This is a genomic window from Pannonibacter carbonis, assembly GCF_003012935.1.
Taxonomy (GTDB): Bacteria; Pseudomonadota; Alphaproteobacteria; order Rhizobiales; family Stappiaceae; genus Pannonibacter; species Pannonibacter carbonis.
Genome location: NZ_PUDR01000009.1, coordinates 208,676 through 234,871, shown reverse-complemented (window position 1 = coordinate 234,871; position 26,196 = coordinate 208,676). Strand labels below are relative to the sequence as shown.

At 61.8% G+C, this 26,196-nt stretch carries 21 protein-coding genes; 9 read left to right on the top strand and 12 right to left on the bottom strand.

Annotation, left to right across the window (positions count from 1 at the left end):
• Positions 1-63: 63 nt before the first annotated feature.
• The 3 genes from C8348_RS14420 (at position 64) to C8348_RS14410 (ending at position 4,126) form a co-directional block, all read left to right on the top strand.
• Positions 64-1,071, top strand: coding sequence for a threonine dehydratase (locus tag C8348_RS14420; protein ID WP_106754036.1), 1,008 nt, complete (start codon positions 64-66; stop codon positions 1,069-1,071).
• Between the two features lie 165 nt (positions 1,072-1,236).
• The gene (locus C8348_RS14415) at positions 1,237-2,289 is read left to right on the top strand and encodes a Fe(3+) ABC transporter substrate-binding protein (RefSeq protein ID WP_106754035.1); all 1,053 of its coding nucleotides are present in this window, start codon (positions 1,237-1,239) and stop codon (positions 2,287-2,289) included.
• Positions 2,290-2,416: 127 nt separating this feature from the next.
• Complete coding sequence (locus tag C8348_RS14410; protein WP_244294016.1) at positions 2,417-4,126, top strand: ABC transporter permease; 1,710 nt, start codon at positions 2,417-2,419, stop codon at positions 4,124-4,126.
• Here C8348_RS14410 and C8348_RS14405 read toward each other — a convergent pair.
• The 9 genes from C8348_RS14405 to C8348_RS14365 all read right to left on the bottom strand — a co-directional run bounded on the left by C8348_RS14405 (position 4,102) and on the right by C8348_RS14365 (position 15,387).
• Positions 4,102-6,273 carry a putative bifunctional diguanylate cyclase/phosphodiesterase gene (locus C8348_RS14405; RefSeq protein WP_208983762.1) on the bottom strand — a complete coding sequence of 724 codons (2,172 nt, stop codon included), beginning with the start codon at positions 6,271-6,273 and terminating at the stop codon, positions 4,102-4,104. The genes C8348_RS14410 and C8348_RS14405 overlap by 25 nt on opposite strands.
• Positions 6,274-6,649: 376 nt before the next feature.
• Positions 6,650-7,279: a CoA transferase subunit B gene (locus tag C8348_RS14400; protein WP_106754034.1), complete on the bottom strand. Its 630-nt coding sequence runs from the start codon at positions 7,277-7,279 to the stop codon at positions 6,650-6,652.
• Between the two features lie 19 nt (positions 7,280-7,298).
• Positions 7,299-7,994 carry a CoA transferase subunit A gene (locus C8348_RS14395; protein ID WP_106754033.1) on the bottom strand — a complete coding sequence of 232 codons (696 nt, stop codon included), beginning with the start codon at positions 7,992-7,994 and terminating at the stop codon, positions 7,299-7,301.
• Positions 7,995-8,256: 262 nt separating this feature from the next.
• Positions 8,257-9,255 (bottom strand): GNAT family N-acetyltransferase, encoded by a 999-nt coding sequence (locus tag C8348_RS14390; protein WP_157950437.1) that lies wholly within the window; start codon positions 9,253-9,255, stop codon positions 8,257-8,259.
• Between the two features lie 383 nt (positions 9,256-9,638).
• Complete coding sequence (locus C8348_RS14385) at positions 9,639-10,463, bottom strand: ABC transporter permease (RefSeq protein WP_106754031.1); 825 nt, start codon at positions 10,461-10,463, stop codon at positions 9,639-9,641.
• Entirely contained in the window at positions 10,460-11,386 is a 927-nt protein-coding gene (locus tag C8348_RS14380; protein ID WP_106754030.1) for an ABC transporter permease subunit, read from the bottom strand. Before C8348_RS14380 ends, C8348_RS14385 begins: the two co-directional genes overlap by 4 nt.
• Positions 11,387-11,413: 27 nt before the next feature.
• Positions 11,414-12,571, bottom strand: coding sequence for an ABC transporter ATP-binding protein (locus C8348_RS14375; RefSeq protein WP_106754029.1), 1,158 nt, complete (start codon positions 12,569-12,571; stop codon positions 11,414-11,416).
• A gap of 119 nt (positions 12,572-12,690) precedes the next feature.
• Positions 12,691-13,776 carry a polyamine ABC transporter substrate-binding protein gene (locus C8348_RS14370; RefSeq protein WP_425270823.1) on the bottom strand — a complete coding sequence of 362 codons (1,086 nt, stop codon included), beginning with the start codon at positions 13,774-13,776 and terminating at the stop codon, positions 12,691-12,693.
• A gap of 225 nt (positions 13,777-14,001) precedes the next feature.
• Positions 14,002-15,387: a glutamine synthetase family protein gene (locus tag C8348_RS14365; protein ID WP_106754027.1), complete on the bottom strand. Its 1,386-nt coding sequence runs from the start codon at positions 15,385-15,387 to the stop codon at positions 14,002-14,004.
• Positions 15,388-15,614: 227 nt separating this feature from the next.
• Here C8348_RS14365 and C8348_RS14360 point away from each other — a divergent pair, with 227 nt between their 5' ends.
• The 4 genes from C8348_RS14360 to C8348_RS14345 all read left to right on the top strand — a co-directional run bounded on the left by C8348_RS14360 (position 15,615) and on the right by C8348_RS14345 (position 20,295).
• On the top strand, positions 15,615-16,409 hold the full coding sequence (locus C8348_RS14360; protein WP_106754026.1) for a GntR family transcriptional regulator: 795 nt from the start codon (positions 15,615-15,617) through the stop codon (positions 16,407-16,409).
• Positions 16,410-16,535: 126 nt separating this feature from the next.
• On the top strand, positions 16,536-17,987 hold the full coding sequence (locus C8348_RS14355) for a glutamine synthetase family protein (RefSeq protein ID WP_106754070.1): 1,452 nt from the start codon (positions 16,536-16,538) through the stop codon (positions 17,985-17,987).
• Between the two features lie 53 nt (positions 17,988-18,040).
• A complete protein-coding gene (locus C8348_RS14350; RefSeq protein WP_106754025.1) occupies positions 18,041-19,432 on the top strand; it encodes an aspartate aminotransferase family protein in 1,392 nt (463 codons plus the stop codon).
• 497 nt (positions 19,433-19,929) lie between these two features.
• Positions 19,930-20,295: a BA14K family protein gene (locus C8348_RS14345; protein WP_106754024.1), complete on the top strand. Its 366-nt coding sequence runs from the start codon at positions 19,930-19,932 to the stop codon at positions 20,293-20,295.
• Positions 20,296-20,468: 173 nt separating this feature from the next.
• Here the strand turns inward: C8348_RS14345 and C8348_RS14340 are convergent, their stop codons facing one another.
• Together C8348_RS14340 and C8348_RS14335 are read right to left on the bottom strand one after the other, a co-directional pair.
• Entirely contained in the window at positions 20,469-20,921 is a 453-nt protein-coding gene (locus C8348_RS14340) for a YaiI/YqxD family protein (protein ID WP_106754023.1), read from the bottom strand.
• Complete coding sequence (locus C8348_RS14335; RefSeq protein ID WP_244294015.1) at positions 20,918-22,174, bottom strand: BaiN/RdsA family NAD(P)/FAD-dependent oxidoreductase; 1,257 nt, start codon at positions 22,172-22,174, stop codon at positions 20,918-20,920. Before C8348_RS14335 ends, C8348_RS14340 begins: the two co-directional genes overlap by 4 nt.
• A gap of 300 nt (positions 22,175-22,474) precedes the next feature.
• Here C8348_RS14335 and C8348_RS14330 point away from each other — a divergent pair, with 300 nt between their 5' ends.
• Entirely contained in the window at positions 22,475-23,665 is a 1,191-nt protein-coding gene (locus tag C8348_RS14330; RefSeq protein ID WP_106754022.1) for an HD domain-containing phosphohydrolase, read from the top strand.
• A gap of 9 nt (positions 23,666-23,674) precedes the next feature.
• On the opposite strand, the gene C8348_RS14325 is transcribed toward C8348_RS14330, so the two are convergent.
• A complete protein-coding gene (locus C8348_RS14325) occupies positions 23,675-24,466 on the bottom strand; it encodes a glycosyltransferase family 2 protein (RefSeq protein ID WP_106754021.1) in 792 nt (263 codons plus the stop codon).
• Positions 24,467-24,918: 452 nt separating this feature from the next.
• Between C8348_RS14325 and C8348_RS14320 the strand changes: the two genes are divergently transcribed.
• The gene (locus C8348_RS14320) at positions 24,919-26,085 is read left to right on the top strand and encodes an acetyl-CoA acetyltransferase (protein ID WP_106754020.1); all 1,167 of its coding nucleotides are present in this window, start codon (positions 24,919-24,921) and stop codon (positions 26,083-26,085) included.
• Positions 26,086-26,196 lie beyond the last annotated feature (111 nt).

The following is a 26,196-nucleotide window of genomic DNA, read 5'->3' as shown; positions in this document are numbered from 1 at the left end:
CGGCGCAAGCCCGATTGGCTAGGGTTGGCGGATCTTGTTGCCCTCCGATTGGACGGATCTTCCATGCTGACCCTTGCTGCCCTAGAAGACGCCGCCCGCATCGTCTATCGCCACATGCCGCCGACACCGCAATATGTCTGGCCGCTGTTGTCAGAGGCGGTCGGGGCAGAAGTCGCGGTCAAACACGAGAACCATACACCAGTCGGCGCCTTCAAGGTTCGGGGCGGGCTCGTGCATCTGGCCCGACTGGCGCAACAGCTTCCCGCTGGCAGTGGCGTGATTTCAGCGACACGCGGCAACCATGGCCAGAGCTTGGCCTTCGCAGCCCGCCAGTTTGGCCTGACCTGCACCATCGTCGTGCCGAAAGGCAACTCGAAGGAGAAGAACGCCGCCATGCGGGCACTCGGGGCCGAACTGATCGAATTCGGCGAGGATTTTGACGCGGCAAAAGCCCATGCCCAAGAGTTGCAACAGTCCCGGCGATTGACCTTTGTCGCTTCGTTCCAGGCCGATCTTGTCGCCGGCGTTGCCAGCTATGCGCTCGAGTTCCTGCGGGCCTTTCCACGGCTTGATGCCGTCTATGTGCCGATCGGGCTTGGATCGGGCATCTGTGGCATGATTTCCGCCCGTGATGCGCTCGGGCTGAAGACCGACGTTGTCGGCGTCGTGTCCGACCGGTTCGACGGCTATGCGCAAGCTTTCGAGACCGGGCACATCCGGGACACAGGCAGCGCCTTCAGTTTCGCCGACGGCATGGCAGTGCGCGTCGCTGATCCCAACGCGCTGGCCGTTATCCGCAGCGGAGCGGCACGGATCCTGCGGGTCAGCGACCATGACATTGGCCGCGCCACGCGGCGGCTGTTCCGGTCGACGCATAATCTGGCTGAAGGCGCGGGCGCAGCCGCGCTTGCCGCCTTGATGCAGGAGAAGGACAGGATGGCTGGCCGAAAGGTCGGGATCGTTCTGACCGGACAGAACATCGACCGGGACTGGATGGCCGATATTCTTGCCGGCGGAACGCCACTGCCCGGTCGGACCAACGCTCTGTCTGAGCCGGCCAGAACCGACTGAAAAACCTGCTTGCTTTACTCATATTCACATTATAATAATTCTAAACTATTGATTTCTCAAGTTTTCTTGACTTTCCGGAGCGTTACACTCATATATCCGTCCGTGCTGTCCTCCCTTCGAGGACAGGGTTCCCAGGGCCTTTAACCCTGCCGACTGGAGGATATCATGGCGTTCAATACACTTTCGACCCTCGCCCGCCGCGCGCTGCTGGCGACCACTTTCGTGGCCGTTTCCGCTCCTGCTGCGCTCGCCGATGGTGAAGTGAACATCTACTCCTATCGCCAGCCGACGCTGATCCAGCCGCTTCTGGATGCCTTCACTGCCGAAACCGGCGTCAAGACCAACGTGATCTTCGCCAATGAAGGGCTTGAAGAGCGTATCGCCGCCGAGGGTGCAAATTCTCCGGCCGACGTGCTGCTGACGGTCGATATCGGCCGCCTCGATGGCGCCAAGCAGGCCGGCATCACCCAGCCGATCGTGTCCGATGTCGTCAAGGAAAACATTCCCGCTACCTATCTGGATCCGGAAGGTCACTGGGTCGGCCTGACGACGCGCGCCCGCGTGATCTATGCCTCCAAGGACCGCGTCCAGCAGGACACGATCACCTATGAGGAACTTGCCGATCCGAAGTGGAAGGGCAAGATCTGCACCCGCTCGGGCCAGCACGTCTACACCATCGGCATGGTTGCCTCGATGATCGCCCACAAGGGCGTCGAAGAGACCGAAAAGTGGCTTGTTGGCCTGCGCGACAACCTCGCCCGCAAGCCCACCGGCAACGATCGCAGCCAGGTGCAGGGCATCAAGAACGGCGAATGCGACATCTCGCTCGGCAACACCTACTACATGGGTGCCATGATGACGAACGAGAAGGAGCCGGAGCAGAAGGAATGGGCCGCCTCCGCCAAGATCCTGTTCCCGAATGCGGATGATCGCGGGACCCAGGTGAACATTGCCGGCATTGTCATGGCCAAGAATGCTCCGAACAAGGACAATGCGCTGAAGCTGGTCGAGTTCCTGTCGACCCCGAAGGCGCAGCAGATCTATGCCGAGGCAAGCCACGAGTACCCCGTCACCCCGGGCACCGAGCCGTCGGATCTGGTCAAGTCCTTTGGTACGCTGAAGGCTGACACCCTGCCGCTGGCCGAAATGGCCAAGAACCGCAAGGCTGCCAGCGAACTGGTCGACAAGGTCCGCTTCGATGATGGCCCGGCCAGCTGAGACCTGACCTGAACCTGTCAATTCCGGGCGCCGCGAAACCATCGCGGCGCCCTCTTGCATTTACAGGCCGCAGCAGGCTTATGGCAGAACGATGACTGATGCCTCCCCTTCACCTGTTCAGCCCCGCATGTCCGCAGGCGTGATGCCGGCCCGGACCGGAGACCGGCTGTGGCAAGGGTTCGCCTGGATTGCGGCGGCCATCGTCCTGATGCCGCTGATCTCGCTTGGCGTTCTGGCCTCAGGTTCATCCGACGGGGTATGGGGCCATCTCCTGACCACCGTCCTGCCAGGCTCGCTCAAGACGACATTCCTGCTGATGCTGGGCGTCGGGCTTGCCACAACACTAACCGGGGTCTCGACGGCCTGGCTCGTTACCATGTGCCGTTTTCCGGGCAGGGGCCTGTTCGACTGGGCGCTGCTGGTGCCGCTGGCGGTGCCAACCTACATCATCGCCATCGCCTATGTGGAAGTGCTGCAATACTCCGGTCCGGTGCAGTCCGCGATCCGCTCCGCGTTCGGCTTTACCTCGGCGCGCGACTACTGGTTCCCCGAGTTGCGCTCGCTCGGCGGCGCGATCTTCGTGATGTCGGCGGTACTTTACCCTTACGTCTACCTGACCGCGCGAGCGAGCTTCCTGCTGCAGTCCGCCGGAACGCTGGATGTCGCCCGCACTCTTGGAGCCGGGCCGTTCCGCGTCTTTGCCAGGGTGGCCTTGCCGCTGTCGCGCCCGGCCATTGCCGTTGGCGTGTCACTGGCGCTGATGGAATGCCTCAATGACATTGGCGCGGTCACCTTCTTCGGCGTCAAGACACTGACCTTCTCGATCTATGACACCTGGCTCAACCGCTCGAACCTCGCCGGGGCCGCACAGCTTGCCTGCGCGATGCTGGTCGTCGTCTTTGTGTTGCTGACGCTGGAACGGCACGCAAGGGCGCGGCAACGGTTCGACCAGGCGCGCGGCAAGCACCACGCGCCAACGCCCTACCGCCTGAGTGGATGGCGCGCAGGAGCCGCCATGCTAGCCTGCGCACTGCCGGTGTTCCTGGGTTTCGTTGTCCCGGCGAGCCTTCTGGCCGAGCGCTCGAGCCGCCGGCTGGAACAACTGACAGACCCGGCATTCCTGAAGGCCATGGGGAACAGCACCCTGCTGGCCATCATCGCCAGCCTTGTCATCGTCACCCTGGCCGTGGTGCTTGTCTATGCCGTTCGATTGCGCAAGTCCGGCGGATTGCGGCTCGCCGCCCGGATTGCCGCAATCGGCTATGCGGTCCCGGGCACCGTTCTGGCGGTCGGAATTCTCATTCCGCTGGCCCGCTTCGACAATGGCCTTGATGCCGTCATGAAGCAGGTCTTCGGGTTCGGCACGGGGCTCCTGTTGCTCGGATCAGGGGCCGGGCTGGTCTACGCCTATACCGCGCGCTTCCTGGCGGTGGCGCATGGGCAGGTCGAGGACGGTTTCAACAAGATATCGCCGCATCTCGACATGGCTGCGCAGACATTGGGCCGGCGCGCGACCCGCATCCTTGCAGAAGTGCACCTGCCGCTGCTCAAGCCGGTGCTGTTGTCTGCGCTGCTCATCACATTTGTCGACTGCATGAAGGAACTGCCGGCGACCATCCTGCTGCGGCCGTTCAACTTCGACACGTTGGCCACAACCGTATTCGAGGCCGCATCGCGCGAGGCCTTTGAGGATGCCGCCCTGCCGGCGCTGGCCATTGTTCTCGTCGGACTGGTCCCTGTTATCCTGTTGGCCCGAACCAGCGCCCGAACCTACCGGGATGCGGCGACAAGCCGGAAGTCCGCCAGCACGGATCAGACGGCGGCCGGTCGGGCCTGACCTGTCCTGGAGCCCGCTCGGAGCGTACCCGGGTTGGTCGCGCCGAGGAACGGCTGTCGCCAGGCGGTAAACATCGATGCGGCCATTGGTCTGCTGAACAGGTAACCTTGCGCCGTCTTGCAGCCACAGGAACGCAGGAACGCCAGTTGTTCCTCCGTCTCGACCCCCTCTGCGACGACCTCGTAGTTCAGGTTGCGGGCCATGGCCAGGATGGTCTCGACGATCCGCTGATGCCGCCCCTCCTCACCCGTACCGGCAATGAAGGAGCGATCGATCTTCAGCGTGTCGAACGGCAGGTTCTGAAGATGGGCAAGGCTCGAGTAGCCTGTGCCGAAGTCATCTATGGCGAAGCGGATCCCTGCCGCACGCAGCCGCTGGGTTGCCGCGCATACAAGATCCGGATTGGCCATGGCGACAGTCTCGGTCAGTTCCAGTTCCAGCATCTCAGGGGGAAAACCGGTGTCCCGCAGAATTCCCAGAACCCGGTCCGTATAGCCGGACCATTCCAATTGGCGCGTAGAGACATTGACGGCCAGGGGCAAGGGATGGCCCGCATCAATCCACTCGCGCCCCTGACGACAGGCCAATTCCAGTACCTGGTCGCCCAGCCGCAGGATAAGGCCAGTCTCCTCGGCGATTTCGATGAAGGCTGCGGGAGCCAGAAGTCCCCGCTTGGGATGGTTCCAGCGTGCCAGCACCTCTGCGCCGGTTATCTTTCCGTCAGCACAATCGACCTTGGGCTGGAAAAAGACGGTGATCTGGTCACTGGCCAGCGCGACCCGCAGTTCCGTCTCCATGCGCAGCCGTTCGCGGGCCTGGACATCACCGTCTGTCCGATTGAAGATTCGCAATGCGTTTCCACCGGCGGCTTTGGCCGCATACATCGCAATGTCGGCGTGCTTGAGGATCGCAGACATATCAGTGCCGTCGTCCGGATAAACTGCAATACCGATGCTCGCGCCCACTGACAGTTCCTGTCCATTGACACGGCACGGGGTCTCCACCGCCTGCAGCAGCTTTTCGGCAAGAACCGTGGCTTCGCCATAACCTTGCTCGTGCAGCGGAATGATCAGCGCAAACTCGTCCCCCCCGAAGCGCGCCATGCGGCGCAGCGGTCCATGCGGCAAGGCACCAGGTCGCCCCTGCATCTGCGGCCCCAGCAGGATCGCTTCAAACCGCTCGGCAATCTGCCCGAGAAGCAGATCGCCGTAATCGTGGCCAAAGCTGTCATTGACCCGCTTGAACCGGTCAAGGTCAATGAACAGCACGGCCATCCGGCGCGGACTGCCGTCTGAAAGAAGTTGCCAACGCTGGAAGTGCTGGCGGAAGAACTCCCGGTTTGGCAGGCCCGTGACGCCGTCCATGAAGGCGAGCTTGTTGATCTGCTCCATGTTGGAACGGATTTCATCGACCATGTTGCTGTAGGCACGCGCAAGAACGCCGATTTCGTCGATGCGCTCAACCGGAAACCTGGCGCTGAAATCACCCGCACTGATCTGGTGGGCAACTCTGGTCAGGTGTTTGATCGGCTTCAGGAAACCATTGCCGAATTTAAGCACCACGGGAACCGCCATGGCGAGCAACATTACAGCGACGGCCGCATTGCGTTGCCAGATCCGGGACAGGATTTCGAAGAGCTCGGGGTGACGCGCACTGACCAGCACGGCGCCAGCGACATAGCGCCCATCGCGGCTCCAGACTGGCATCGCCACCTGGACAAGGGTCCCGCTGATCTCATCGATCGGCTGGGATGTTTCGATTGCCTGGAGCAGCAACGGATCTACGGGAACACGGTCGAACAGACTGGTGGCCGGGTCGGAATCAATCAGGATCGTGCGCCTGGGATCATAGACCTTGGCGACAGCGATCATGCCACTGGCGGCGATGCTCTCCAGTTCCTGGGCCAGGATGAGGTAGTGGTGATTGGCAAGTTGCGGCGTTGCCAACCGGCTGACGGTGTTGGCAATCGCCTGGATGTTGGCGAGCGACTTGGCCTCCTCGTCGAGATAATCGAGGTAGCTGGCCGTTCCGACCATGATGACGATCATGATGGCACAAAGCGAGACAACGAAGAATGTGAAGCGCGTGCGAAGGCTCGATACCCGCCGCAAGGCCCAGATCTTCAATCTCGCCAGGTGTTTCCGCATATGCCCCCCTGATCGCGTGATGCGATCCGTGCCGGCATGTCATGGCAGAAAATCATGTCGGCCCGATTGACGCAGCGCAGCAAATCATCCGGAGGCCGTAAACCAGGCCATAAAATGAGCCGCCTAATTTCCCACCTAGGGAAACCGGAGATTCGCGGTGGGAATGTGGGCAAGAAAAAACATTGCCGGCAAAGTGAAATTAACTAGCGATCGTTTGCCCCGGACGTCCGAGGTCTGAAAACGATCCAAAACGGAACAAAATACAGAAAATAAAAATATACAGCGCTTTGCAAATCGCTGCAGAGGTAAACAAAACATACGTTACGTCAAGAAGAAATTCAGGCGGATCAATTAATTGATCCGCCTGAATACAGAATCAGAACTTGAGGGAGGCTTCCGTCGCTGCCTTCACTTCATCCTCGGTTACGTCCTTGGCAAGCTCGACAACTTTCAAGCCGTCCGGGGTAACATCAAACACACCGAGATTGGTAATGATGCGGTCAACACAGCCAACGCCGGTCAGCGGCAGGGTGCAGGCCTTCAGCAGCTTGCTCTCACCAGCCTTCGAGGCGTGGTCCATGATGACGACCACGCGCTTGACGCCGGCGACAAGATCCATCGCGCCGCCCATGCCCTTGACCATCTTGCCCGGGATCATCCAGTTGGCGAGATCGCCTTTTTCCGACACTTCCATCGCGCCCAGGATCGACAGGTCGATGTGGCCGCCACGGATCATGCCGAAACTGTCGGCGGACGAGAAATACGAGGTCTGCGGCAGCTCGGTAATCGTCTGCTTGCCGGCGTTGATGAGGTCGGCGTCGACTTCGTCATCTGTCGGGAACGGCCCCATGCCAAGCATGCCGTTTTCCGACTGCAGCGTCACATGCACGCCTTCGGGGATGTAGTTGGACACCAGCGTCGGGATGCCGATGCCGAGGTTGACGTAGAAACCGTCTTCCAGTTCCTGCGCGGCCCGCTGGGCCATTTCGTCACGAGTCCAGGCCATTTGCTCAGTCTCCTCGGCTTCAGGCGGCGCGGGTGGTGCGCTTTTCGATGCGCTTTTCGAAGGTACCGACCACGATGCGGTCAACGAAGATGCCCGGTGTGTGGATCTGGTCCGGATCCAGCTCGCCGATTTCGACCAGCTCTTCAACCTCGACAACCGTCACCTTGCCGGCGGTCGCCATCATCGGATTGAAGTTCCGCGCGGTCTTGCGGTAGACGAGGTTGCCTTCCTTGTCGGCCTTCCAGGCCTTGACCAGCGACAGGTCGGACACGAGGCCGGTTTCGAGAATGAAGGTCTCGCCGTTGAACTGCTTGTGTTCCTTGCCTTCGGCGATCAGCGTGCCCACACCGGTCTTGGTGTAGAAGCCCGGGATGCCGGCACCGCCGGCGCGGATGCGCTCGGCCAGCGTGCCCTGCGGGTTGAATTCGAGTTCCAGTTCGCCGTTCAGGTACTGCTTCTCGAAGGTGGCATTCTCACCCACATAGGACGAGACCATCTTGCGGATCTGACGCGTCTGCAGCAACAGGCCGAGACCGAAATCATCAACGCCTGCGTTGTTGGAAATCGCCGTAACGTCTTTCACGCCGCTGTCGCGCAGGGCGACGATCAGGTTCTCGGGGATTCCGCACAGGCCAAAACCGCCGGCCATGATGGTCATTCCGTCAAACACAAGGCCATCCAGCGCGGCCTTTGCGTTCGGGTATACCTTGTTCATCGTTGTCTCCTCATAACCGACCGGCACACGTTCCAGCACCTACGGATGCGCCCTGGCAATCTGCGAAAGGATACTCCTCCCTTCCCGGCCGGGCCATCACGCAGACATGACGCCGCGGTCAGGTTGCGACGCAACAAGACCGGTATTTTCCGGCCGCGTCAACTGTCTGAAGGCGGGATAGCACAATTGAAAGGCTCCCCGCCGGCGGGCAGTGACACGTCTCGTATCCTCGGGAAAATCAAGCGTCCGGTTCGTTCGTGCCTCAGGCACTTTGCGCAGGTGCCCCAGGTGCCGAAAGGCGTGCCGTCTCGTCGCGCAGCCGGCGCGCAATTGCCTTCAGCCGCCGCAGCGCCAGGTAGGCTGTACCTGCCGTCGTCAGGGGACGGGCATAGGCGTGGATCGTCCAGGGGTCACCGCCAAAGCGGGTCTTGTAGAACTGGACGCCAGAGCCAAAGCACAGTTCGGTGAAGCCATTCTGGCCAGCCCAGTCGATCAATCGGGCAAACAGGACAAGCCCGGGCGAGAAGCGGCGCCATTCCTCACCACCCATGGATATGAGCATAGCGGACAATGCGCGGCCTCGAGACAGCGCACAAATGGCCCCGGCAACGCGGGTCTCGTCCCGGAGGGCAAACAGCCGCAACGGACAGTCCGGGCCATGTTCACGCAAGAGACTGTCAATGTAACTGGACTGCGCAGGCTCTTCTTCGAGGGTGTTGTACCACTGCTTTTCCTCAAAGCGATGTTGCCGCTGCAGCCGGAGCTGATCGAGAACAAAGGCACGGTCCGCAGCAGACCGCGCCTCGACGAAATGGATGCCGGCCGCCTCGAACTTGCGGTACTTGCCGCGCGCTTCCTTGTAGACGTGCTTGCGGCGCCAACCGCCCGGTCCCTCGCCCGCCGTCAGGTCGAGCGCATAGATCGGATCCTGCACAAGCTCGGTCGGAAGGGCATGCAACGGGTTGGAACGACCGGCAATGCGTGGCGGGACCTTTTTCACATCGATCAGGTCAACGTCAGAAAGGGCATCCTCGATGAAGCCCCACAGCAGGTCGGTGAGCGCGTCATCCAGTTCGATGTCGCCGGCAAGAACAGGAGCGCATTGGTCCACGAGACCGAAGTCCGGAAAACCGCCCATCTTGACCGGACCACGCCGGAACACGACCAGAGGCACCAGCATCACCGACTGGCCGGTGCCGGCTTCGCAGATCTCGACAATCCGGAGCTCTGCGCCTTGAGCGGCAAATACATGTTCTGCCATCGCGGAAAGCACCGCCGGCGTCTGAAACGGCGTTGAAACGGCGCCGCCCGGCAGGGCTTGCCAAAGCGCGTCAAGCGAGGCGCGGTCCGGGTCTCTGTGCAGCCGGCTGATCAGCCTGTTACCAGCATCCGGTAATCTGTACATGGGCACGCGGCAATCCGGGGCACGATGTTGCGTGGTCGCCCCTGCACGCCACCCGTCGCGAAAATGCAACCGACACGTGCTCAAGGACACTCAACAACACCCTAGCCTTGATGTCTTTATCAATGCTTGATGCCCGAACTATTTCGCGGAAAGCCTGTGTAATCCGGCAGACAATGAAAAACCCGCCAGATGCAACGCATCGGCGGGTTTTACCTCTCAAAACACTTGCCTGGAAGCACTCAACCGGTGGCCGCAGCGGCGCGGCGCTCGTCCCGTTCGCGGCGCATCTCCTGACGCCGCGTCGCCAGCGACGCGATGACGACAGCCACCGTCACGATCCCGACCAGGATGGTACAAGCGGCGTTGATTTCCGGCGTCACCCCGAGGCGCACCTGGGAGTAGATCTTCATCGGCAGCGTTGTTGCCCCCGGGCCCGTGGTGAAGCTGGAGATCACCAGGTCGTCCAGCGACAGGGTGAAGGCCAGCATCCAGCCGGCGATCACGCCCGGCAGGATCAGCGGCAGGGTGATGACAAAGAATGTCCGGGCCGGCGGGCATCCCAGATCAAGCGCTGCTTCCTCCAGCGAACGATCAAAGCCGACGAGACGCGACTGCACCACCACCGCGACAAAGCACATGGCAAAGGTGGTGTGCGAGATGATGATCGTCCAGAAGCCGCGCGGCTGGTCAATCGCCACGAACAGCAGCAGGAATGACAGGCCGAGAATGATCTCGGGCATCACCAGCGGTGCATAGATCATGCCGGAAAACAGCGTCCGGCCGCGGAACCGGCCGATGCGGACCAGCACCAGCGCTGCCATTGTTCCGAGCACAGTCGCCAGTGTCGCCGACAGGAAGGCCACCCGCAGCGACACGAAAGCGGACTCCAGAAGTTGATCGTTGTTCAGGAGCGCAACGTACCACTTGGTGGAGAACCCGCCCCAGACGGTCACAAGCCGGGACTCATTGAACGAGAAGACAACCAGGATCAGGATCGGCAAATACAGAAAGGCAAAGCCGAGCACGATCGAGGTGACGTTGAACCAGGAAGGACCAGTCCTCATGCCGCCTTCTCCGCTGCTTTGTGCTGGTAATGCTGGAACAGCACGATGGGAACCACGAGGATGAGCAACAGGACCACCGCTACAGCCGAGGAGACCGGCCAGTCACGGTTGTTGAAGAACTCCATCCACAGCGTCTTGCCGATCATCAGGGTCTCTGACCCGCCCAGCAGATCCGGGATCACGAATTCACCGACGGCCGGAATGAAAACCAGGAAACAGCCGGCGACCACGCCTGGCAGCGACAGCGGGAAGGTGATGGTCCAGAATGCCTTCCAGGGTGGGCAACCCAGATCCTGCGCAGCCTCAAGCAGGGACTCGTCCATCTTTTCGAGGCTCGCATAGAGCGGAAGCACCAGGAATGGCAGATAGGAATAGACGATGCCGATGTAGACCGCCGAATTGGTGTTGAGGATGATCAATGGCTCGCTGATCACGCCCATGGCCAGCAGCAACTGATTGAGCAGCCCTTCGTTCTTGAGAATGCCGATCCAAGCATAGACGCGAATCAGGAACGAGGTCCAGAACGGCAGGATCACCAGCATCAGCAGGGTCGGACGCCAGGCCTTAGGGCTTCGGGCCATGCCATAGGCAATCGGGTACCCGACCAGCAAGGTCAGGAGCGTCGACGTGCCGGCGATCACCACACTGGACAGGTAGGAGCGCCAGTAGAGGTCGTCCTCCGTCAGCCAGACATAATTGGCCAGGCTGAAGCCGGACAGCGTTTCGAAGAAACCGCTCACGCCGGCCGACCAGTCGAATGTCGGGGCATAGGGCGGAATGGCGACGGCGATTTCGGACAGCGAAATCTTGAAGACGATGAAGAAGGGCGCCAGGAACAGCACCAACAGCCACAGGAAAGGCACGCCGATCACGAAGAGGCGTCCCAGTCTTGACTTCACTTTGTCCGCACCGATCGTTTCCATGGGCACACTCCCTTTCCGGATCGGCCGTCAGGCGGTGAGAATGACGCCGGCATCGCGAGCCCAGCACAGGACGACATGATCATCCCAGGCAATCGGCCGCTCGACGAGACGGGTGCGGTTGGCGACGGTAGACCGCAGGGTCTGCGCATCCCCGAGACGGGAGTGATAGATCGAGACGTCACCAAGATAGGCGATGTCCCAGACTTCAGCTCCGACCGTGTTCACGGCGGGGGGACCGGCCTGGCCGACCTCGATCTGCATCTTTTCCGGGCGGATGGCATACCAGACGGTATCGCCGACAGCGGCGGACGTCTCCTGGATCGTGTCGATGTCGAACCCGCCCCAGCCATCGACGGCCCGCAGCAGCGTTCCGCCCTCGACCTTGGCCACGACCCGAGCCTCGATCAGGTTGATGTCGCCGATGAAATCCGCCACGAAGCGGGAGTTCGGCATCTCGTAGATTTCGCCCGGCGTTGCCACCTGGATGATCTCGCCAGCGTCCATCACCGCAATCCGGTCGGCCATGGTCATGGCCTCTTCCTGGTCATGGGTGACGACAAGGAAGGTCATTTTCAGCTCTTCCTGCAGGTTCATCAGTTCGAACTGGGTCTCCTCGCGCAGCTTGCGATCAAGCGCGCCGAGCGGCTCGTCGAGCAACAGCACCTTCGGGCGCTTGGCCAGCGAGCGGGCCAGCGCGACGCGCTGACGCTGACCACCGGAGAGCTGGTGCGGCTTGCGCCGCGCGAATTTCTCGAGCTTGGTGAGGCGCAGCATCTCGGCCACGCGTTCGGCCATCTTGTCCTTGGCCATGCCATCCTGCTTGAGACCAAACGCGATGTTGGCCTCCACACTCATGTGCGGGAACAGGGCATAGGACTGGAACATCATGTTGGCCGGACGGCGATACGGCGGAACGCCGGCGAGCGACTGTCCGTCCAGGAAGATTTCGCCCTCGGTCGGCGTCTCGAAGCCGGCGAGCATGCGCATCATGGTCGTCTTGCCACAACCCGACCCGCCGAGCAGGGCAAAGAACTCGCGCTCGTAGATCTTCAGACTGAGATTGTTGACGGCGACAAAATCACCGAACCGCTTGGTAACATTGCGAAATTCGATAAAAGGAACGGACTGCGGGTTTTCCCAGGGCGCAAAGGCCCGACGCACCGGTCCAACGGGTTTCTTGGCCAAAATCCATCCCCTCACAAACCCGCCAGCGGCTCCGGCCGCCCGCCAATGGCGAGCCGTACACACCTGCCGCGGCGCCCCCTGATGTGGTGCGGGCCCGGTGTGTCCGGGCCCGCGCTAGGTCAGCTTCCGCTCTTGACCTTCGTCCAGACGCGGTTCTGAACCCGGTTCAGTTTCGCGTCCTTGGTCGAAACCGTGTAGAGCTTCTGCACGGTGGTCTCGTCCGGATAGATTGCGGTGTCCTCGAAGACTTCCTTGTTCAGCAGCGCCTGGCTGTCCTTGTTGCCATTGGCGTAGAACACGAAGTTGGAGGCCTTGGCAGCCACTTCCGGACGCATGATGTAGTTGAGGAACTCATGCGCCTCGGCCACATTCTTGGCGTCAGCCGGGATCGCCATGTTGTCGAACCACATCAGCGCACCTTCCTGCGGGATGGTGTACTGCACGGTGACGCCATTGTTGGCTTCCGCAGCGCGATCACGCGCCTGAAGGATGTCACCGGACCAGCCGACAGCCATGCAGATATCGCCGTTCGCCAGGGCGTTGATATACTCCGAGGAATGGAACTTGCGGATATAGGGCTTGATCGACACCAGCAGCTCGCCGGCCTTTTCAATGTCCTCGGCGTTGTTGCTGTCCGGATCAAGACCGAGATAGTTCAGCGCAGCCGGAATGATTTCTTCCGGCGTGTCGAGAACGAAAATGCCGCAATCGGCGAATTTCGACACGATCTCCGGCTTGAAGAACATGTCCCAGGAGTTGACCGGCGCATCCGGCATGCGCTCCTTGATCTTGTCGACGTTGTAGCCGATGCCGGTCGTGCCCCACATGTAGTTGATGGCGTATTCATTGCCCGGGTCATACTTGGACAGACGGGCCTCGATTTCCTTCCACATGTGCTTGCTGTTGGTCAGCTTGGACTTGTCCAGTTTCTGGAACACGCCGGCCTGGATCTGACGGCCGAGGAAGGTCCCGGTCGGGACGACGACGTCATAGCCTGTGCCGCCGGCAAGCAGCTTGGTCTCCAGCATCTCGTTGCTGTCAAAGACCGAATAGTTCACCTTGATGCCGGTTTCCTTGGTAAACTCCTCAAGGATAGCATCATCAATGTAATCGGACCAGTTGTAGACGTTTACAACGCGTTCCTGAGCGAGCGCAGGGCCCGCGATGACTGCAAGCGCCGCAGCGCCCATGAGAATGGTCTTCAACATGCTTCTCGTCTCCACTCCACACCTGTCTGGTTGACGATCGCCAGCCCCTCGCGCCACGAATCCCGGCGGACTTTTTCAACGCCCTTGGCCCAGTTTCAGCGACACCGATGCGACATCCGAGGCTGAGACTAAAAGCGAATTCCTGCTGGCTCAACAGTTGGTTGGAGGGGCCATGATGTTTTTTCAGGCATGCTCGGCCCGCCCCTTGTTCATTCCGGCTCCTTACAGATATGTCTGACGTTCCAGCGACGAGATTTCGCGGCCAAATGCGTTGAGTTCCTCGCGTTTGATATCCGTCAGGACCTTGTGCATGTGCGCCCCGACAGCCTCCTTCATCCGCTCGGAAGCGACAAAGGCATCGATCGCCTCATCCATCCACGGCGTCAGACGCTTGAAGCCCTTCTCATAGGCGTTGCCTTCCACCGGCGGCGGCGGTTCGGCCTTGACCTTGATCCCCTCGAGCATGCCCGCGAGCACGCCGGTCAACACCAGATACGGATTGGCGTCAGCGCCGGCGATCCGGTGCTCGATGCGGGAGGCAGACGGCTTGCTCGCCGGGACCCGCAAGGCAACGGAGCGGTTGTCATAGCCCCAGCAGATCGATGTCGGGGCATAGGAGCCCGGCTGCATGCGGCGAAACCCGTTGAAGGAACAGATGTAAAGCAGCAGTGACTGCGGCATCGTGTCGATCAGGCCAGCAATCGCATGCATCAGCCGCGTCTCGCCATGAACCGGATCGGCGAAGATGTTGCCGGTCTCATCTTCCATGGACACGTGCACATGCATGCCGCTTCCGGGCCATTCCGCGAAGGGCTTGGCCATGAAGGACGCCTTCAGCTTGTGCTTGCGCGCCACGCCAGCCACGAGCCGCCGCAGCAGGACAGCATCGTCAGCGGCCATCAGCGGATCGTTGCGATGATGCAGGTTCAGTTCAAACTGGCCGGGAGCCGCTTCCGAGACGGCGGCATCTGCGAGAATGCCTTGCAGTTCCGCGCCGGCGCGGATCTCGTCGACCAGCGGCATCAGCGATTCCAGATCCGACAGGGCATACATGTTCTGGCGCGCGGGCCCCAGATGCGTCGAGAACACCGGCTTGGGCGGACCGCTCCAGTCGCCCTCGCTCTCCTCGAAGAGATAGAACTCCATCTCGAAGGCCGACGTGCCCGAAAGTCCGTGCTCGGCCAGCTTGCCGGTCATGCGGGCGAGAACGTGGCGCGGATCGATCAGGAAGGGGCTGCCGGCGCGGTCATACATGTGCATCAGCACCTGCGCGGTCTTGCGCTCGGTCCAGGGCACGATCTTGAGTGTCCGGGCAATCGGCCAGCAGACGCCGTCCATGTCACCGGTCTCGATGTGCAGACCGGTCTCCTCGACCTCCCGACCCCAGACATCAAGGCCAAAAAGGGCGAAAGGCAGCGCGACGCCTTCCTCGAAAACCTTGCGGATGGCATTGCCGGGCAACCATTTGCCGCGCAGCACACCGTTTGTATCGGGCAGGATGACTTCGAACGTATCAATGTCCGGATGTTCGGCGAGGAAGCTTTCCAGCACCTCTTCCCAGCCCTCGTCGGCCGGGCGAACCCAGGTCTGGCGGGGGACTGTTTGCATGTCGGCTCTCCTTAGGGCTGCCCGCTGCACGGACCGTTCCCGACGGGACCGGTGTTGCTGCGGCGCTTTCGATAATTGCGAAACCGTCCAAAATGTGATCACGTCTGGGAATGACTGTCAAGGAAGCGGATCACAGTTCGATGCTGCGCCGCGATCTGGCAGATCAGCCGTTTCGCACCATAGCCCCGGCGCCCACACCACCGACCGAAACCTCAGGACCTCGCCCCATGTCCGCTGCCGCTAGCCAGCCCCCAGACCCTGCACCAGACCCTGGCCCAGACCCTGGCCATGCCCCTGCCTCTTCCACCGGGGCTACAGTTCCCGCGCGGCGCCTCGCCCGCGACCATGTGGAGCAGAGCCTCAGGACCGCCCTTCTCACTGGCCGTTTCATCCCTGGAAAAGCCGTCACGCTGCGCGGCCTGGCGCAGGAGCTTGGCGTCAGCCCGATGCCTGTTCGCGAGGCGATCCAGCGACTTGCGGCCGAGAACGCGCTCTATCTCAAGCCAAGCGGCCGGGTTCAGGTGCCTGAGATGACGGAAGGTCGGTTCGCTGAGATCCTGACCGCTCGCGTGTTGCTGGAGCCGGAACTGGCCGTCCGTGCCTTGCCTTTTCTCGACAAGGCAGCCGCGCGCGACTTGGAAGAGATTGACCTGAAGATGGACGTCAGTATCGCCACAGGTGACCCGGAAGCGTATCTGCGTCTCAACCATGCCTTTCACTTCCGGATCTATTCAGCAGCGCGCTCACTCGTGTTGCAGCCTCTGGTCGAAAGCCTGTGGCTGCAGTTCTCGCCCTACATGCGCACGGTCTATGGCCGGGTGGGCACCGCGATCCTGATCGATCACCACAAGGAAGCCATCCGGGCCATCCGTGCGCGGGACGAACAGGCCTTCGCCGACGCGATCCGTGCCGACATCCGCGAAGGCATGAGCTTCCTCGAACGGGTCTCTCCTGGCCCCATGCCGCAACCGGAACACCCCCGGAAGCAACCTTCGGCGCAGAAGGGGATTGACGAACCCTGATTTGTGATCACAAAATCAACCTGAAGGAACGCTTCGGACCGACCGGCAGGCGGCAGCCCTTGCACAGTTCCGGTGGCAGCGCGCCTTGACGGCGCGGCCGACCGGCGCAAGATGCGGCAGCTTCCGATGTGGCCCCTGACAAGGAGCCTGCGGACCGGAACACGCCTTTTCAGGAGCCTACCCGTGAGCAAGAAGAAGAAAGTCCCGACCCTGACCAGCCTGCGCGGGGTGGCGGATATGGAAACCGCGCAGATGTGGCTTTCCGAACGCGGGATCGAGGACATCGAGTGCATCGTCCCGGACCTTTCCGGCGTGGCACGCGGCAAGATGATGCCGACGCAGAAGTTCCTGTCCGGTCCGGTCATGACGATGCCCTCGTCCATCTTCGCCCAGACCATTTCCGGCGACTATCCGGAGGATGACGAACGCTTCCAGCACAATCCGATCGACGGTGACCTCTATTTCCGTCCCGACTACTCGACCCTGACCACCGTGCCGTGGGAGACCGATCCGACGGCGCAGCTGATCCATGATGCCTACACCCGTGACGGCATTCCGGTGGAAACCGCGCCGCGCAACGTCCTGAAGCGCGTCCTGGCACTCTACGAGGAAAAGGGCTGGATGCCAGTGGTGGCGCCGGAAATCGAGTTTTACCTGGTACGGCCGAACACGGATCCGGACTATCCGCTGGAACCGCCAACGGGCCGGTCCGGACGCCCGGAAGCCGGCCGCCAGTCCTATTCGATCTCGGCCCTGAACGAGTTCGACGACCTCATCGACGACATCTACGACCTGTCGGAAAAGCAGGGCCTCGAGATCGATACGCTGATCCATGAGGAAGGCGCGGCGCAGATGGAGATCAACCTGCGCCATGGCCATCCGCTGGAACTGGCCGACCAGGTATTCCTGTTCAAGCGCACCATCCGCGAGGCCGCGCTGCGCCATGACATGTATGCCACCTTCATGGCCAAGCCGATGTCGAACCAGCCGGGCTCGGCCATGCATATTCACCAGTCGGTGACCGACATCGAGACCGGCGAGAACATCTTCTCGAACAAGGATGGTGACGCGACATCCGAGTTCCTGTCCTTCATCGCCGGACATCAGAAATACCTGCCGCATGTCACCTGCATCATGGCGCCTTTCGTGAACTCCTACCGTCGCTTCTCGCGCAGCACGGCGGCGCCGGTGAATGTGTTCTGGGGCTATGACAACCGCACTGTCGGCTTGCGCGTGCCCTATTCGAAGCCGAATGCCCGGCGCCTGGAAAATCGTGTCCCGGGTTCGGATGCGAATCCGTATCTGGCCATCGCCGCCTCGCTGGCCTGCGGCTATCTCGGCATCGAGAACAAGCTGCAGCCGGACGAGCCGCGCATGTCGGATGCCAGCAACATCCAGCAGTCGCTGCCCCGCGGCCTGATGGAAGCCCTCGCCCTGTTCGAGGAATGCGAGGAGTTGATTGACGTCTTTGGCGAAAAGTTCTTCGCCACCTACCGCGCGATCAAGCAGGAAGAATTCGAGACTTTCATGTCGGTGATCAGCCCCTGGGAACGGGAATACCTGCTGCTCAACGTCTGACAAATCGGCGCGGGACATGCTCCCGCGCCCCAACCCCTGACCTGGAGCCCATCATGACGGCTGTTTCCAATCGCTATCCGACCGCGCAGCTGCGCGCGCTGGACGCGGCGCATCACTTCCACCCGTTCACCGACACAAAAGCGCTGAACGCGGAAGGCAGCCGGATCATTACATCTGCCAAGGGCGTGTGGCTGACGGATTCCGACGGCAACCGCATTCTCGACGGCATGGCCGGGCTCTGGTGCGCGCAGGTCGGCCATGGCCGCGAGGAAATCGCGGATGCGGTTCACCGGCAGATGGGCGAGCTGTCCTACTACAACACCTTCTTCAAGACCTCGCATCCGCCGGTGATTGCACTGGCGGAAAAGCTCGCGGAGATTTCTCCGCCGCAGTTCAACCGGACGTTCTTCTGCTCGTCCGGCTCCGAGGCCAATGACACGATCTTCCGCATGGTCCGCTTTTACTGGGACCAGATGGGCAAGCCGGAAAAGAAAATCATCATTGGTCGCTGGAACGGCTATCACGGCTCGACGCTGGCCGGCACCAGTCTTGGCGGCATGAAGGCGATGCACGAGCAGGGCGATTTGCCGGTTCCGGGTGTACGCCACATTCCGCAGCCCTACTGGTTCGGCGAAGGCGGCGACATGAGCCCGGCCGAGTTTGGCATCTGGGCCGCACGGGAACTGGAAAAGGCCATCGACCAGTATGGCGAGGACAAGATCGCCGCATTCATTGCAGAGCCGATCCAGGGCGCCGGCGGGGTGATCATTCCGCCAGAGACCTACTGGCCGGAAGTGTCGCGCATCCTCAAGGAGCGCGACATCCTGTTCGTGGCTGATGAGGTGATCTGCGGCTTCGGCCGTCTCGGCACCTGGTTCGGCTCCGATTTCTTCGGCATCGAGCCGGACCTGATGGCCATCGCCAAGGGCCTGACCTCCGGCTACCTGCCGATGGGCGGCGTGCTGGTCTCGGACAAGGTTGCGGCCGGCGTCATCGACAAGGGCGGCGAATTCTATCACGGCTATACCTATTCGGGTCATCCGGCCTGCGCCGCCGCAGCGCTCGCCAATCTGGAGATCATCCAGCGCGAAAAGCTGGTTCAGCGCGTGGCGGACGATATCGGGCCCTATCTGCAGGCGCGCTGGCGCGCACTCGGCGAGCATCCGCTGGTGGGTGAGGCACGCATGACCGGGCTCATTGGCGCGCTCGAGCTGGTCCCGGAAAAAGGCAACCGCAAGAAGGCCTTCCCCGATACCGGAACCGTCGGCACCCTGTGCCGCGACATTTCCTTCGGCAACGGCCTGATCATGCGCGCTGTTCGCGACAGCATGATCATCTCTCCGCCGCTGGTGCTCTCCCATGACGAGGCAGATCTGCTGGTGGCCACGGCCAAGAAGACCCTCGACGACACCCATGCCGAGCTGAAGCGCCGCGGCATGATCTGAGACCGGCGTAGATCGCCGAAAGACTTTAAAATATCAACCCCGCCGGATTTCTGGCGGGGTTTCCTTTTGCTGACGATCCCCTCGGCGTCACCCCGGCCAAGCGAAGCGCGAGCCGGGGCCTACTCGCTTGCAGAGCCTCTGCTTCCATTCGATATGCCGGCTCTTTTGCGAGCAGCTTCCAAATCATCGGACACGACGGTCGCTCTGCGAATGAGTAGACCCCGGGTCTTCGCTTCGCTGCGCCCGGGGCGACACGGAACAAGTTCACCGCCGCCATGACAACGGCCGACAGCCTGGCACCCCGCTGGGCTTCTGGCGGGGACATTTTTGCAATTCACCCACCTTCTGCAAAAGCCGTCAGATCGTGACAGGAGTCACATCTGCAATTCGGGAAACTGTTACCTTAGGTCACATCGAAACGAGGAAACGAAAACACAGGCGAAGGCCTCTCCTCGCAAGACCAGTCGGATGAACAGTCAAGCAGAAGGAACAGCATCATGTCGAATACTATGATGAAGACAGCCGCCGCCCTGACCCTCACAGCCGGCCTCCTGGTCGTTGCTGCAGGATCCGCCGAAGCTGGCCATCGCCGCCATCATGGCTGGGGCACGGGCGCCGCCGTTGCCGGCGGCCTGATTGCCGGGGCCGTGATCGGCTCCGCGCTCGCCGCCCCGTCCTATGCTGCTCCGGCACCGATGTACATGGCCCCGGCTCCCGGCTACGTCGCTCCGGCGCCGGTCTACTACCGCCCGGCTCCGTGGACCCCGGAATGGTACCGTTACTGCAGCTCGCGTTATCGCTCGTTCGATCCGCGCACCGGTTACTTCCGCACCCACAGCGGCCGCCACGTCTTCTGCCAGTAACGGGCGCAAACCCTTTCAAGCAGACATTTTCAGCAAGCGTTTCAATGCGTCTTTTCAGCAACCGGGACCGGTTTTAAAGTTCCGAACCACAGCCCAGGCGGCCGAACCGCCACCGAAAGGCCTCGCCCTCACCGGCGGGGCCTTCAGCTGTGACGGACCTGTGTGTCTCAGAGTTATCCTGCCGACTTGCGCTTCGCGTTTCGGATCATGCTTTCGAGAGCCTGCAGGAAGCGCGAGCGGTCGAGCTTGGAGAAGGCAGGGCCGCTCTCGCGGATCTCGCCGGCCTCGCGCAATTGCGTCTTCAGATCGCGCATGGCCAACGCCATGCCGACATCGTGAAACGGCCTGCCTGTCGAACCGAGCACATCCGCGCCAGCCTTGACGCAGCGTGCGGCCAGCGGAACGTCGCTGGTCACCACCACATCGCCCGGCACAACAGCTTCAGCGATCCAGTCATCAGCCTGATCGAGGCCGCCGGGAACGATCACGCGTTCGACGCCGGGCTCATCCGGCAGCCGCATCCAGGAATTGGAGACAAAGACAATGCGCAGGCCATGCCGCACGCCGACCCTTGCGGCTTCTTCCTTCACCGGACAGGCGTCTGCGTCGATGTAGAGAACGGTCATGCCTCGGCCTCTCCCGACTTGAGCCGGGCGTCCATGCCGCGCGCGGCGGCCAGCCCCGTGGCAAAGCAGGCCTGCAGCAAATAGCCGCCGGTCGGGGCCTCCCAGTCAATCATCTCGCCGGCCACGAACACGTCCGGACGAGCGGTCAGTGAAAAGTCTGCGCCAAGCGCCGACCAGTCAACGCCGCCCGCGCTGGAAATCGCCCGTTCCATTCCGGCTGTCGCCGTGGCCGTGATCGGAAGCGCCTTGATCCGGGCTGCAATATCAGCCGGGCTGACGGCGTCAGCTGCGCATTCGCGCAGCAGCGCAATTTCCACCGGCGCAAGCCCGAGCGCCTTGCGCAGAAAAGTCGAGCGCGATTGCTTGCCCTGTGGCCGGTCCAGCTTTGCAGCCAGTGTCGTTGTATCCACGTCCGGGCGCAGATCGATATAAAGGGTCGCCGACCCGTCCCGTTCCAGCGTGTCCCGCAAGGCCGATGACAGGGCATAGATCGCTCCGCCCTCGATGCCCGTCCGGCTGAGCATCGCTTCGCCGCGCAGGCTCATCGTGCCATGGCGGACAGCAATCCGCTTCAGCGGTGTTCCGGCAAACTTATCGGCAAACATGGCCGACCAGGGCACGACGAAACCACAGTTTGACGGACGCAAGGGTTGGGTCTCGACGCCCTCGGCAGCAAGAGGCGCCAGCCAGTCGCCGGTTCCACCCAGCCGGGGCCAGCTGGCACCGCCCAGCGCCAGCAACGTGACACGGGCAGCTATGACGGTTTCGCCGCCGTCCGGATGATGAAACCGCGATGCCCCGGGCGCCGCGAAGCCGGCCCAGGCGGCGCGGGACACCAGGCGCACGCCGCGCGCGCCCAGTCGCGCCAACAGCGCACGCAGCATCGGCGAGGCCTTCATCGCCTTGGGAAACACGCGGCCGCTGCTGCCGATGAAAGTTTCCTGCCCAAGCCCGGCCGCATAGGCCTGCAACGCCTCGGGATCAAAGGCGCGGATTGCCGGCTCCAGATGTGCAGCGGCTAACCCATAGCGCGTCATGAACGCATCAATCGGCTCGGAATGGGTGAGATTGAGCCCGCCCCGCCCGGCCAGCAGGAACTTGCGTGCCGGCGACGGCATCCGGTCGACAATGGTCACGGCATGACCAGCCGCCGACAGATGATCTGCTGCGATGAGGCCAGCCGGTCCGGCGCCGATGATGAGAGCATCGACGGGTTCAGCGGCGGCAGCCGACAGCATGGCGTCTTGGGGCATTGATGGCTTCCTGATCACGAGAAGGTGCTGTTGTGCCCTTTCGCAGGAAGCGACGCAACTCCGAGGTCTTAGTGGAACAAGCGAGAAGGCCGCACATTCGACCAGGAATTAAATTTTTAGCGAACAAACCAATACTCAGGAAAGCTTACTGCTGAAAATGAAAACGAAAAAATCATTTATTAGCAATTGTAGCCTCTTTTTATCCTACGTCAGATTACTAGTTTGCCGAAATAGAACGCCAGAGTACGTAACTTTAATCTGGCCTCTTGGCAAGAGGGTGGCACGAAAGGAGCATCGAAGATGCAGGATGTGTCAAACCAGATCCTCGTTGTGGACGGCGATGCCAAGGTAACGGCAAGCTTCCAGCAGCTGCTTGGACAAAAATATAAGATCGCCACCTCTGCAAGCGCACTGGAAGCCTCAATCTTCCTGGACAGCAATCCGCAAGTCGCGGTCGTGATCGCGTCCCTCCATCTGCCGGGGGTAGATGGCATCGAGTTCCTGAAGGGGCTGATCGAGACAGTTCCAGCTGCGTCGCGCATCCTCCTGACCAATGACAGGACAATCGAGGTTGCCAAGCGCGCCGTGAACGATGCCAGTGTCCTTATGTATCTGAACAAGCCTTGTGCAATCGAGGAGATGGAAGCAGCCATACGCAATGGCCTCACGCATCATACTCGCGTCATCAAGGAACGGGCTCTGCTTGAAAAGACCCTTGCCGGCTCTGTGAAAATCCTGATCGAAATGCTCTCGCTGTTTCATGGCGACGCATTCCGCAAGACGACCGTGATGCGCCAGTGGGCGATGAAGGTGGCGAAGGCCCTGGGGATCAAGAAGACCTGGGAACTCGAGATGGCGATGATGTTCTCGCCCCTCGGCGAGGCACTGCTTCCCAAGGACATCCTTTCGCGCTATCGCTCCGCCAAGTCGCTGACAGACCAGCAGCGTGAAATGCTGTCGCGTGCACCGGAGCAGACCCGTGATTTGCTACGCAACATTCCCCAGTTCGAACGAATTGCCGAGGTCCTCTACTATGCCAACCGCGGCTATGACGGCTCCGGCTTTCCGTCAGACGGTCCCATCGGCAAGGACATTCCGCTGAACTCGCGGATCCTGAAGCTTCTAACCGATCTCTGGTACGCCAGCCCGGACAGCGGTCTGGACCTGGCGGCTTTCGAAGCGCTCAACATCAACCGCAAGCAATATGATCCAAAACTGCTTGGTATTGTGCGCGAGACACTGCTTGCAGAAGAAATCGACAAGTCGCAGTCGGTCCAGATCGTGTCCTGCCATATCAGGGTGCTACATCCGGGGGATGTGCTCGTCGATGACATTCTGACCGACGGCTCGCACGAACTCGTACTGTCGCGCGGACACCAGCTGACCGAAACGACGATCAAGCGGCTCTGGCAGTTCGATCGCCTGTCCGGTCTGCGCCAGCCGATCCGGGTCCGCCGCATCGAGCAGAAGGCGGAAGCGGTGCCCGCCTAACGGCGCGCCTCAGCGGTCCGGCTTGTGCCTGTCGACCAGATCGGCCTCATAGGCCTTGGCCACGCGCAGGAAGCGCGCGTGGGCGTAGTTGACCGAAAGGATCAGCCCCCACCAGCCATACCGCACGTATTTGCGCGCCACATAGGCCTTCAGGAAGGCAAAGGGAAACTCGGTGACGAGGCGCCAGCGCGGCAATGACCGGCTGCGGGCGCGCATGTCGTTGACCTGCATCGTCGAGTAGCGATTGTACTTCTCGACCTGAAATGTCAGCGAGCGGATCGAGTGGTGCGCGACAACGCCCTTGAGATCCGCCAACCGCGCACCGGGCTCCGGGCGCACCGTGTCATGCACGGTGGACGCCGAGAACCTGCCCTTGCGCCGGTCATAGAGGCGGATCTGGTGATATCCATACGCCCAGGATGCCGGTTCGTCCTCGTGGGCATAGACATCACGGATCATCACCCGCCAGCCATCGGCCCCCAGATGGCCGCCCGCGCCCATCAAAGCCTGGATCTCCTCCGCAAGCCCGGACGTCACCACTTCGTCAGCATCCAGATTGAACAGCCAGTCATTGCGGCACTGGTCCTCGCCGAAGCGCTTCTGCGGGCCGTAGCCGGGCCAGGCGTTGAACACCACCCGTGCGCCTTCAGCTTCGGCAACCGCGACAGTCGCATCGACCGACCCGCTGTCGATGACAATCACCTCATCCACCCAGTCCTTCACAGAGCGAATGGTGTCCGCAATGCGGTCAGCCTCGTCGCGGGCGATGATGAAGACGGAGAGAGGCAGTCGCGCGGGCATTCGTCGGGTGTCCGGTCTGGTCTGTCAGCGATCGCGGAAGGCGAAAGCCGTATCCCTCCCTGTTAGTCAAAATCCGGCGCTGGCGGAAGATGCTTCACGCCTCGCCGTCCGAAAGCAAAAGAGCCGGGCGGAAGACCACCCGGCTCGGAAACTTTCTGCAATGACCGAAACAACAAAAACCTGTTCCGCAACGACGCCCTTATCGCAGCGTCAGGTGACAGCTGTATGACCTGAACTCTCGCATCGCGAGAAAATATGCCGCAGCGCAATATCAACCAAAGAGAGGATGCCTCGATGGCTGGAAACACCCCCATGCGCCGCCTTATGTTACGTTAAAGTCAATTTGGGGCTTGCCGCTGCCGGGCCGTGCTGAAACGATCCCGCAAGGTCGGAGGAACATGGCTGTGACCTGCCACGAACGGCAGAGGCAGCCGAGAACAAGGAACCGGAACATGACCGCAGCCATCGTGGGTTGGGCGCATCTGCCCTTCGGCAAGCATGCCGAAGAGACTGTCGAGAGCATGATCGTCAAGGCAGCGACGGATGCCATCATCGACGCCGGCATCGAACCGCAAGACGTGGGCGAGATCTATCTCGGCCATTTCAATGCCGGCTTCTCGCGGCAGGACTTCACCGCCTCGCTGGTGCTGCAGGCTGATCCGGCGCTGCGCTTCACGCCCGCCACCCGCGTCGAGAACGCCTGCGCCACCGGCTCGGCCGCCGTGCACCAGGGCGTGCGCGCCATCGCCACCGGCTCGGCCCGTTTCGTGCTCGTGGTCGGCGTCGAGCAGATGACGACGACGCCAGGACCGGAAATCGGCCAGAACCTCCTGAAAGCCTCCTATCTCAAGGAAGAGGGCGACATCCCGGCGGGCTTTGCCGGCGTGTTCGGCAAGATCGCCGATGCCTATTTCCAGCGCCACGGCGACCAGTCCGACGCGCTGGCGAAGATTGCGGCCAAGAACCACCGGAACGGCGTCAACAACCCTTACGCCCAGATGCGCAAGGACTTCGGCTTCGAGTTCTGCCGTCAGGAAAGCGACAAGAACCCCTTCGTCGCCGGCCCGCTGAAGCGCACGGACTGCTCGCTGGTCTCCGACGGGGCGGCGGCGCTGGTGCTGACCGATCCGGCCACCGCGCTTGGGCTGAAGAAGGCCGTTGCCTTCCGCGCCATGGCGCATGTGCAGGACTTCCTGCCGATGTCGAAGCGCGACATCCTGAAGTTTGAAGGCTGCCAGACCGCCTGGGGCAAGGCGCTGGCCAATGCCCGGCTGTCGCTGGATGATCTCTCCTTCGTCGAGACGCATGACTGCTTCACCATCGCCGAGCTGATCGAGTACGAAGCCATGGGTCTGGTGAAGGAAGGCGAAGGCGCCCGCGCCATCCTGGAAGGCTGGACCGAGATGGACGGCAAGCTGCCGGTCAACCCCTCCGGCGGCCTGAAGGCCAAGGGCCATCCGATCGGCGCCACCGGCGTGTCGATGCATGTCCTGACCGCCATGCAGCTGACCGGCGAAGCCGGCGGCATCCAGGTGAAGGACGCTTCCATCGGCGGCATCTTCAACATGGGCGGCGCGGCCGTCGCCAACTATGTCTCGATCCTGCAGGCGATGAAGTAAGGACCTCCGCGGTCGCCCGCCTCGCGCAGCCGCGCAGGGCGGGCGACCGCCCCCCCCCCCGCCCGCCACCCCCCCCCATTACCGGGAAAATAGGCGGACCCCGGGGAAATT

Coding starts and splice junctions, on each gene's coding strand:
- C8348_RS14420 (WP_106754036.1), top strand. CDS start 64: ATGCTGACCCTTGCTGCCCTAGAAGACGCCGCCCGCATCGTCTATCGC.
- C8348_RS14415 (WP_106754035.1), top strand. CDS start 1,237: ATGGCGTTCAATACACTTTCGACCCTCGCCCGCCGCGCGCTGCTGGCG.
- C8348_RS14410 (WP_244294016.1), top strand. CDS start 2,417: ATGTCCGCAGGCGTGATGCCGGCCCGGACCGGAGACCGGCTGTGGCAA.
- C8348_RS14405 (WP_208983762.1), bottom strand. CDS start 6,273: ATGCGGAAACACCTGGCGAGATTGAAGATCTGGGCCTTGCGGCGGGTA.
- C8348_RS14400 (WP_106754034.1), bottom strand. CDS start 7,279: ATGGCCTGGACTCGTGACGAAATGGCCCAGCGGGCCGCGCAGGAACTG.
- C8348_RS14395 (WP_106754033.1), bottom strand. CDS start 7,994: ATGAACAAGGTATACCCGAACGCAAAGGCCGCGCTGGATGGCCTTGTG.
- C8348_RS14390 (WP_157950437.1), bottom strand. CDS start 9,255: ATGGCAGAACATGTATTTGCCGCTCAAGGCGCAGAGCTCCGGATTGTC.
- C8348_RS14385 (WP_106754031.1), bottom strand. CDS start 10,463: ATGAGGACTGGTCCTTCCTGGTTCAACGTCACCTCGATCGTGCTCGGC.
- C8348_RS14380 (WP_106754030.1), bottom strand. CDS start 11,386: ATGGAAACGATCGGTGCGGACAAAGTGAAGTCAAGACTGGGACGCCTC.
- C8348_RS14365 (WP_106754027.1), bottom strand. CDS start 15,387: ATGCAAACAGTCCCCCGCCAGACCTGGGTTCGCCCGGCCGACGAGGGC.
- C8348_RS14360 (WP_106754026.1), top strand. CDS start 15,615: ATGTCCGCTGCCGCTAGCCAGCCCCCAGACCCTGCACCAGACCCTGGC.
- C8348_RS14355 (WP_106754070.1), top strand. CDS start 16,536: ATGTGGCCCCTGACAAGGAGCCTGCGGACCGGAACACGCCTTTTCAGG.
- C8348_RS14350 (WP_106754025.1), top strand. CDS start 18,041: ATGACGGCTGTTTCCAATCGCTATCCGACCGCGCAGCTGCGCGCGCTG.
- C8348_RS14345 (WP_106754024.1), top strand. CDS start 19,930: ATGTCGAATACTATGATGAAGACAGCCGCCGCCCTGACCCTCACAGCC.
- C8348_RS14340 (WP_106754023.1), bottom strand. CDS start 20,921: ATGACCGTTCTCTACATCGACGCAGACGCCTGTCCGGTGAAGGAAGAA.
- C8348_RS14335 (WP_244294015.1), bottom strand. CDS start 22,174: ATGCCCCAAGACGCCATGCTGTCGGCTGCCGCCGCTGAACCCGTCGAT.
- C8348_RS14330 (WP_106754022.1), top strand. CDS start 22,475: ATGCAGGATGTGTCAAACCAGATCCTCGTTGTGGACGGCGATGCCAAG.
- C8348_RS14325 (WP_106754021.1), bottom strand. CDS start 24,466: ATGCCCGCGCGACTGCCTCTCTCCGTCTTCATCATCGCCCGCGACGAG.
- C8348_RS14320 (WP_106754020.1), top strand. CDS start 24,919: ATGACCGCAGCCATCGTGGGTTGGGCGCATCTGCCCTTCGGCAAGCAT.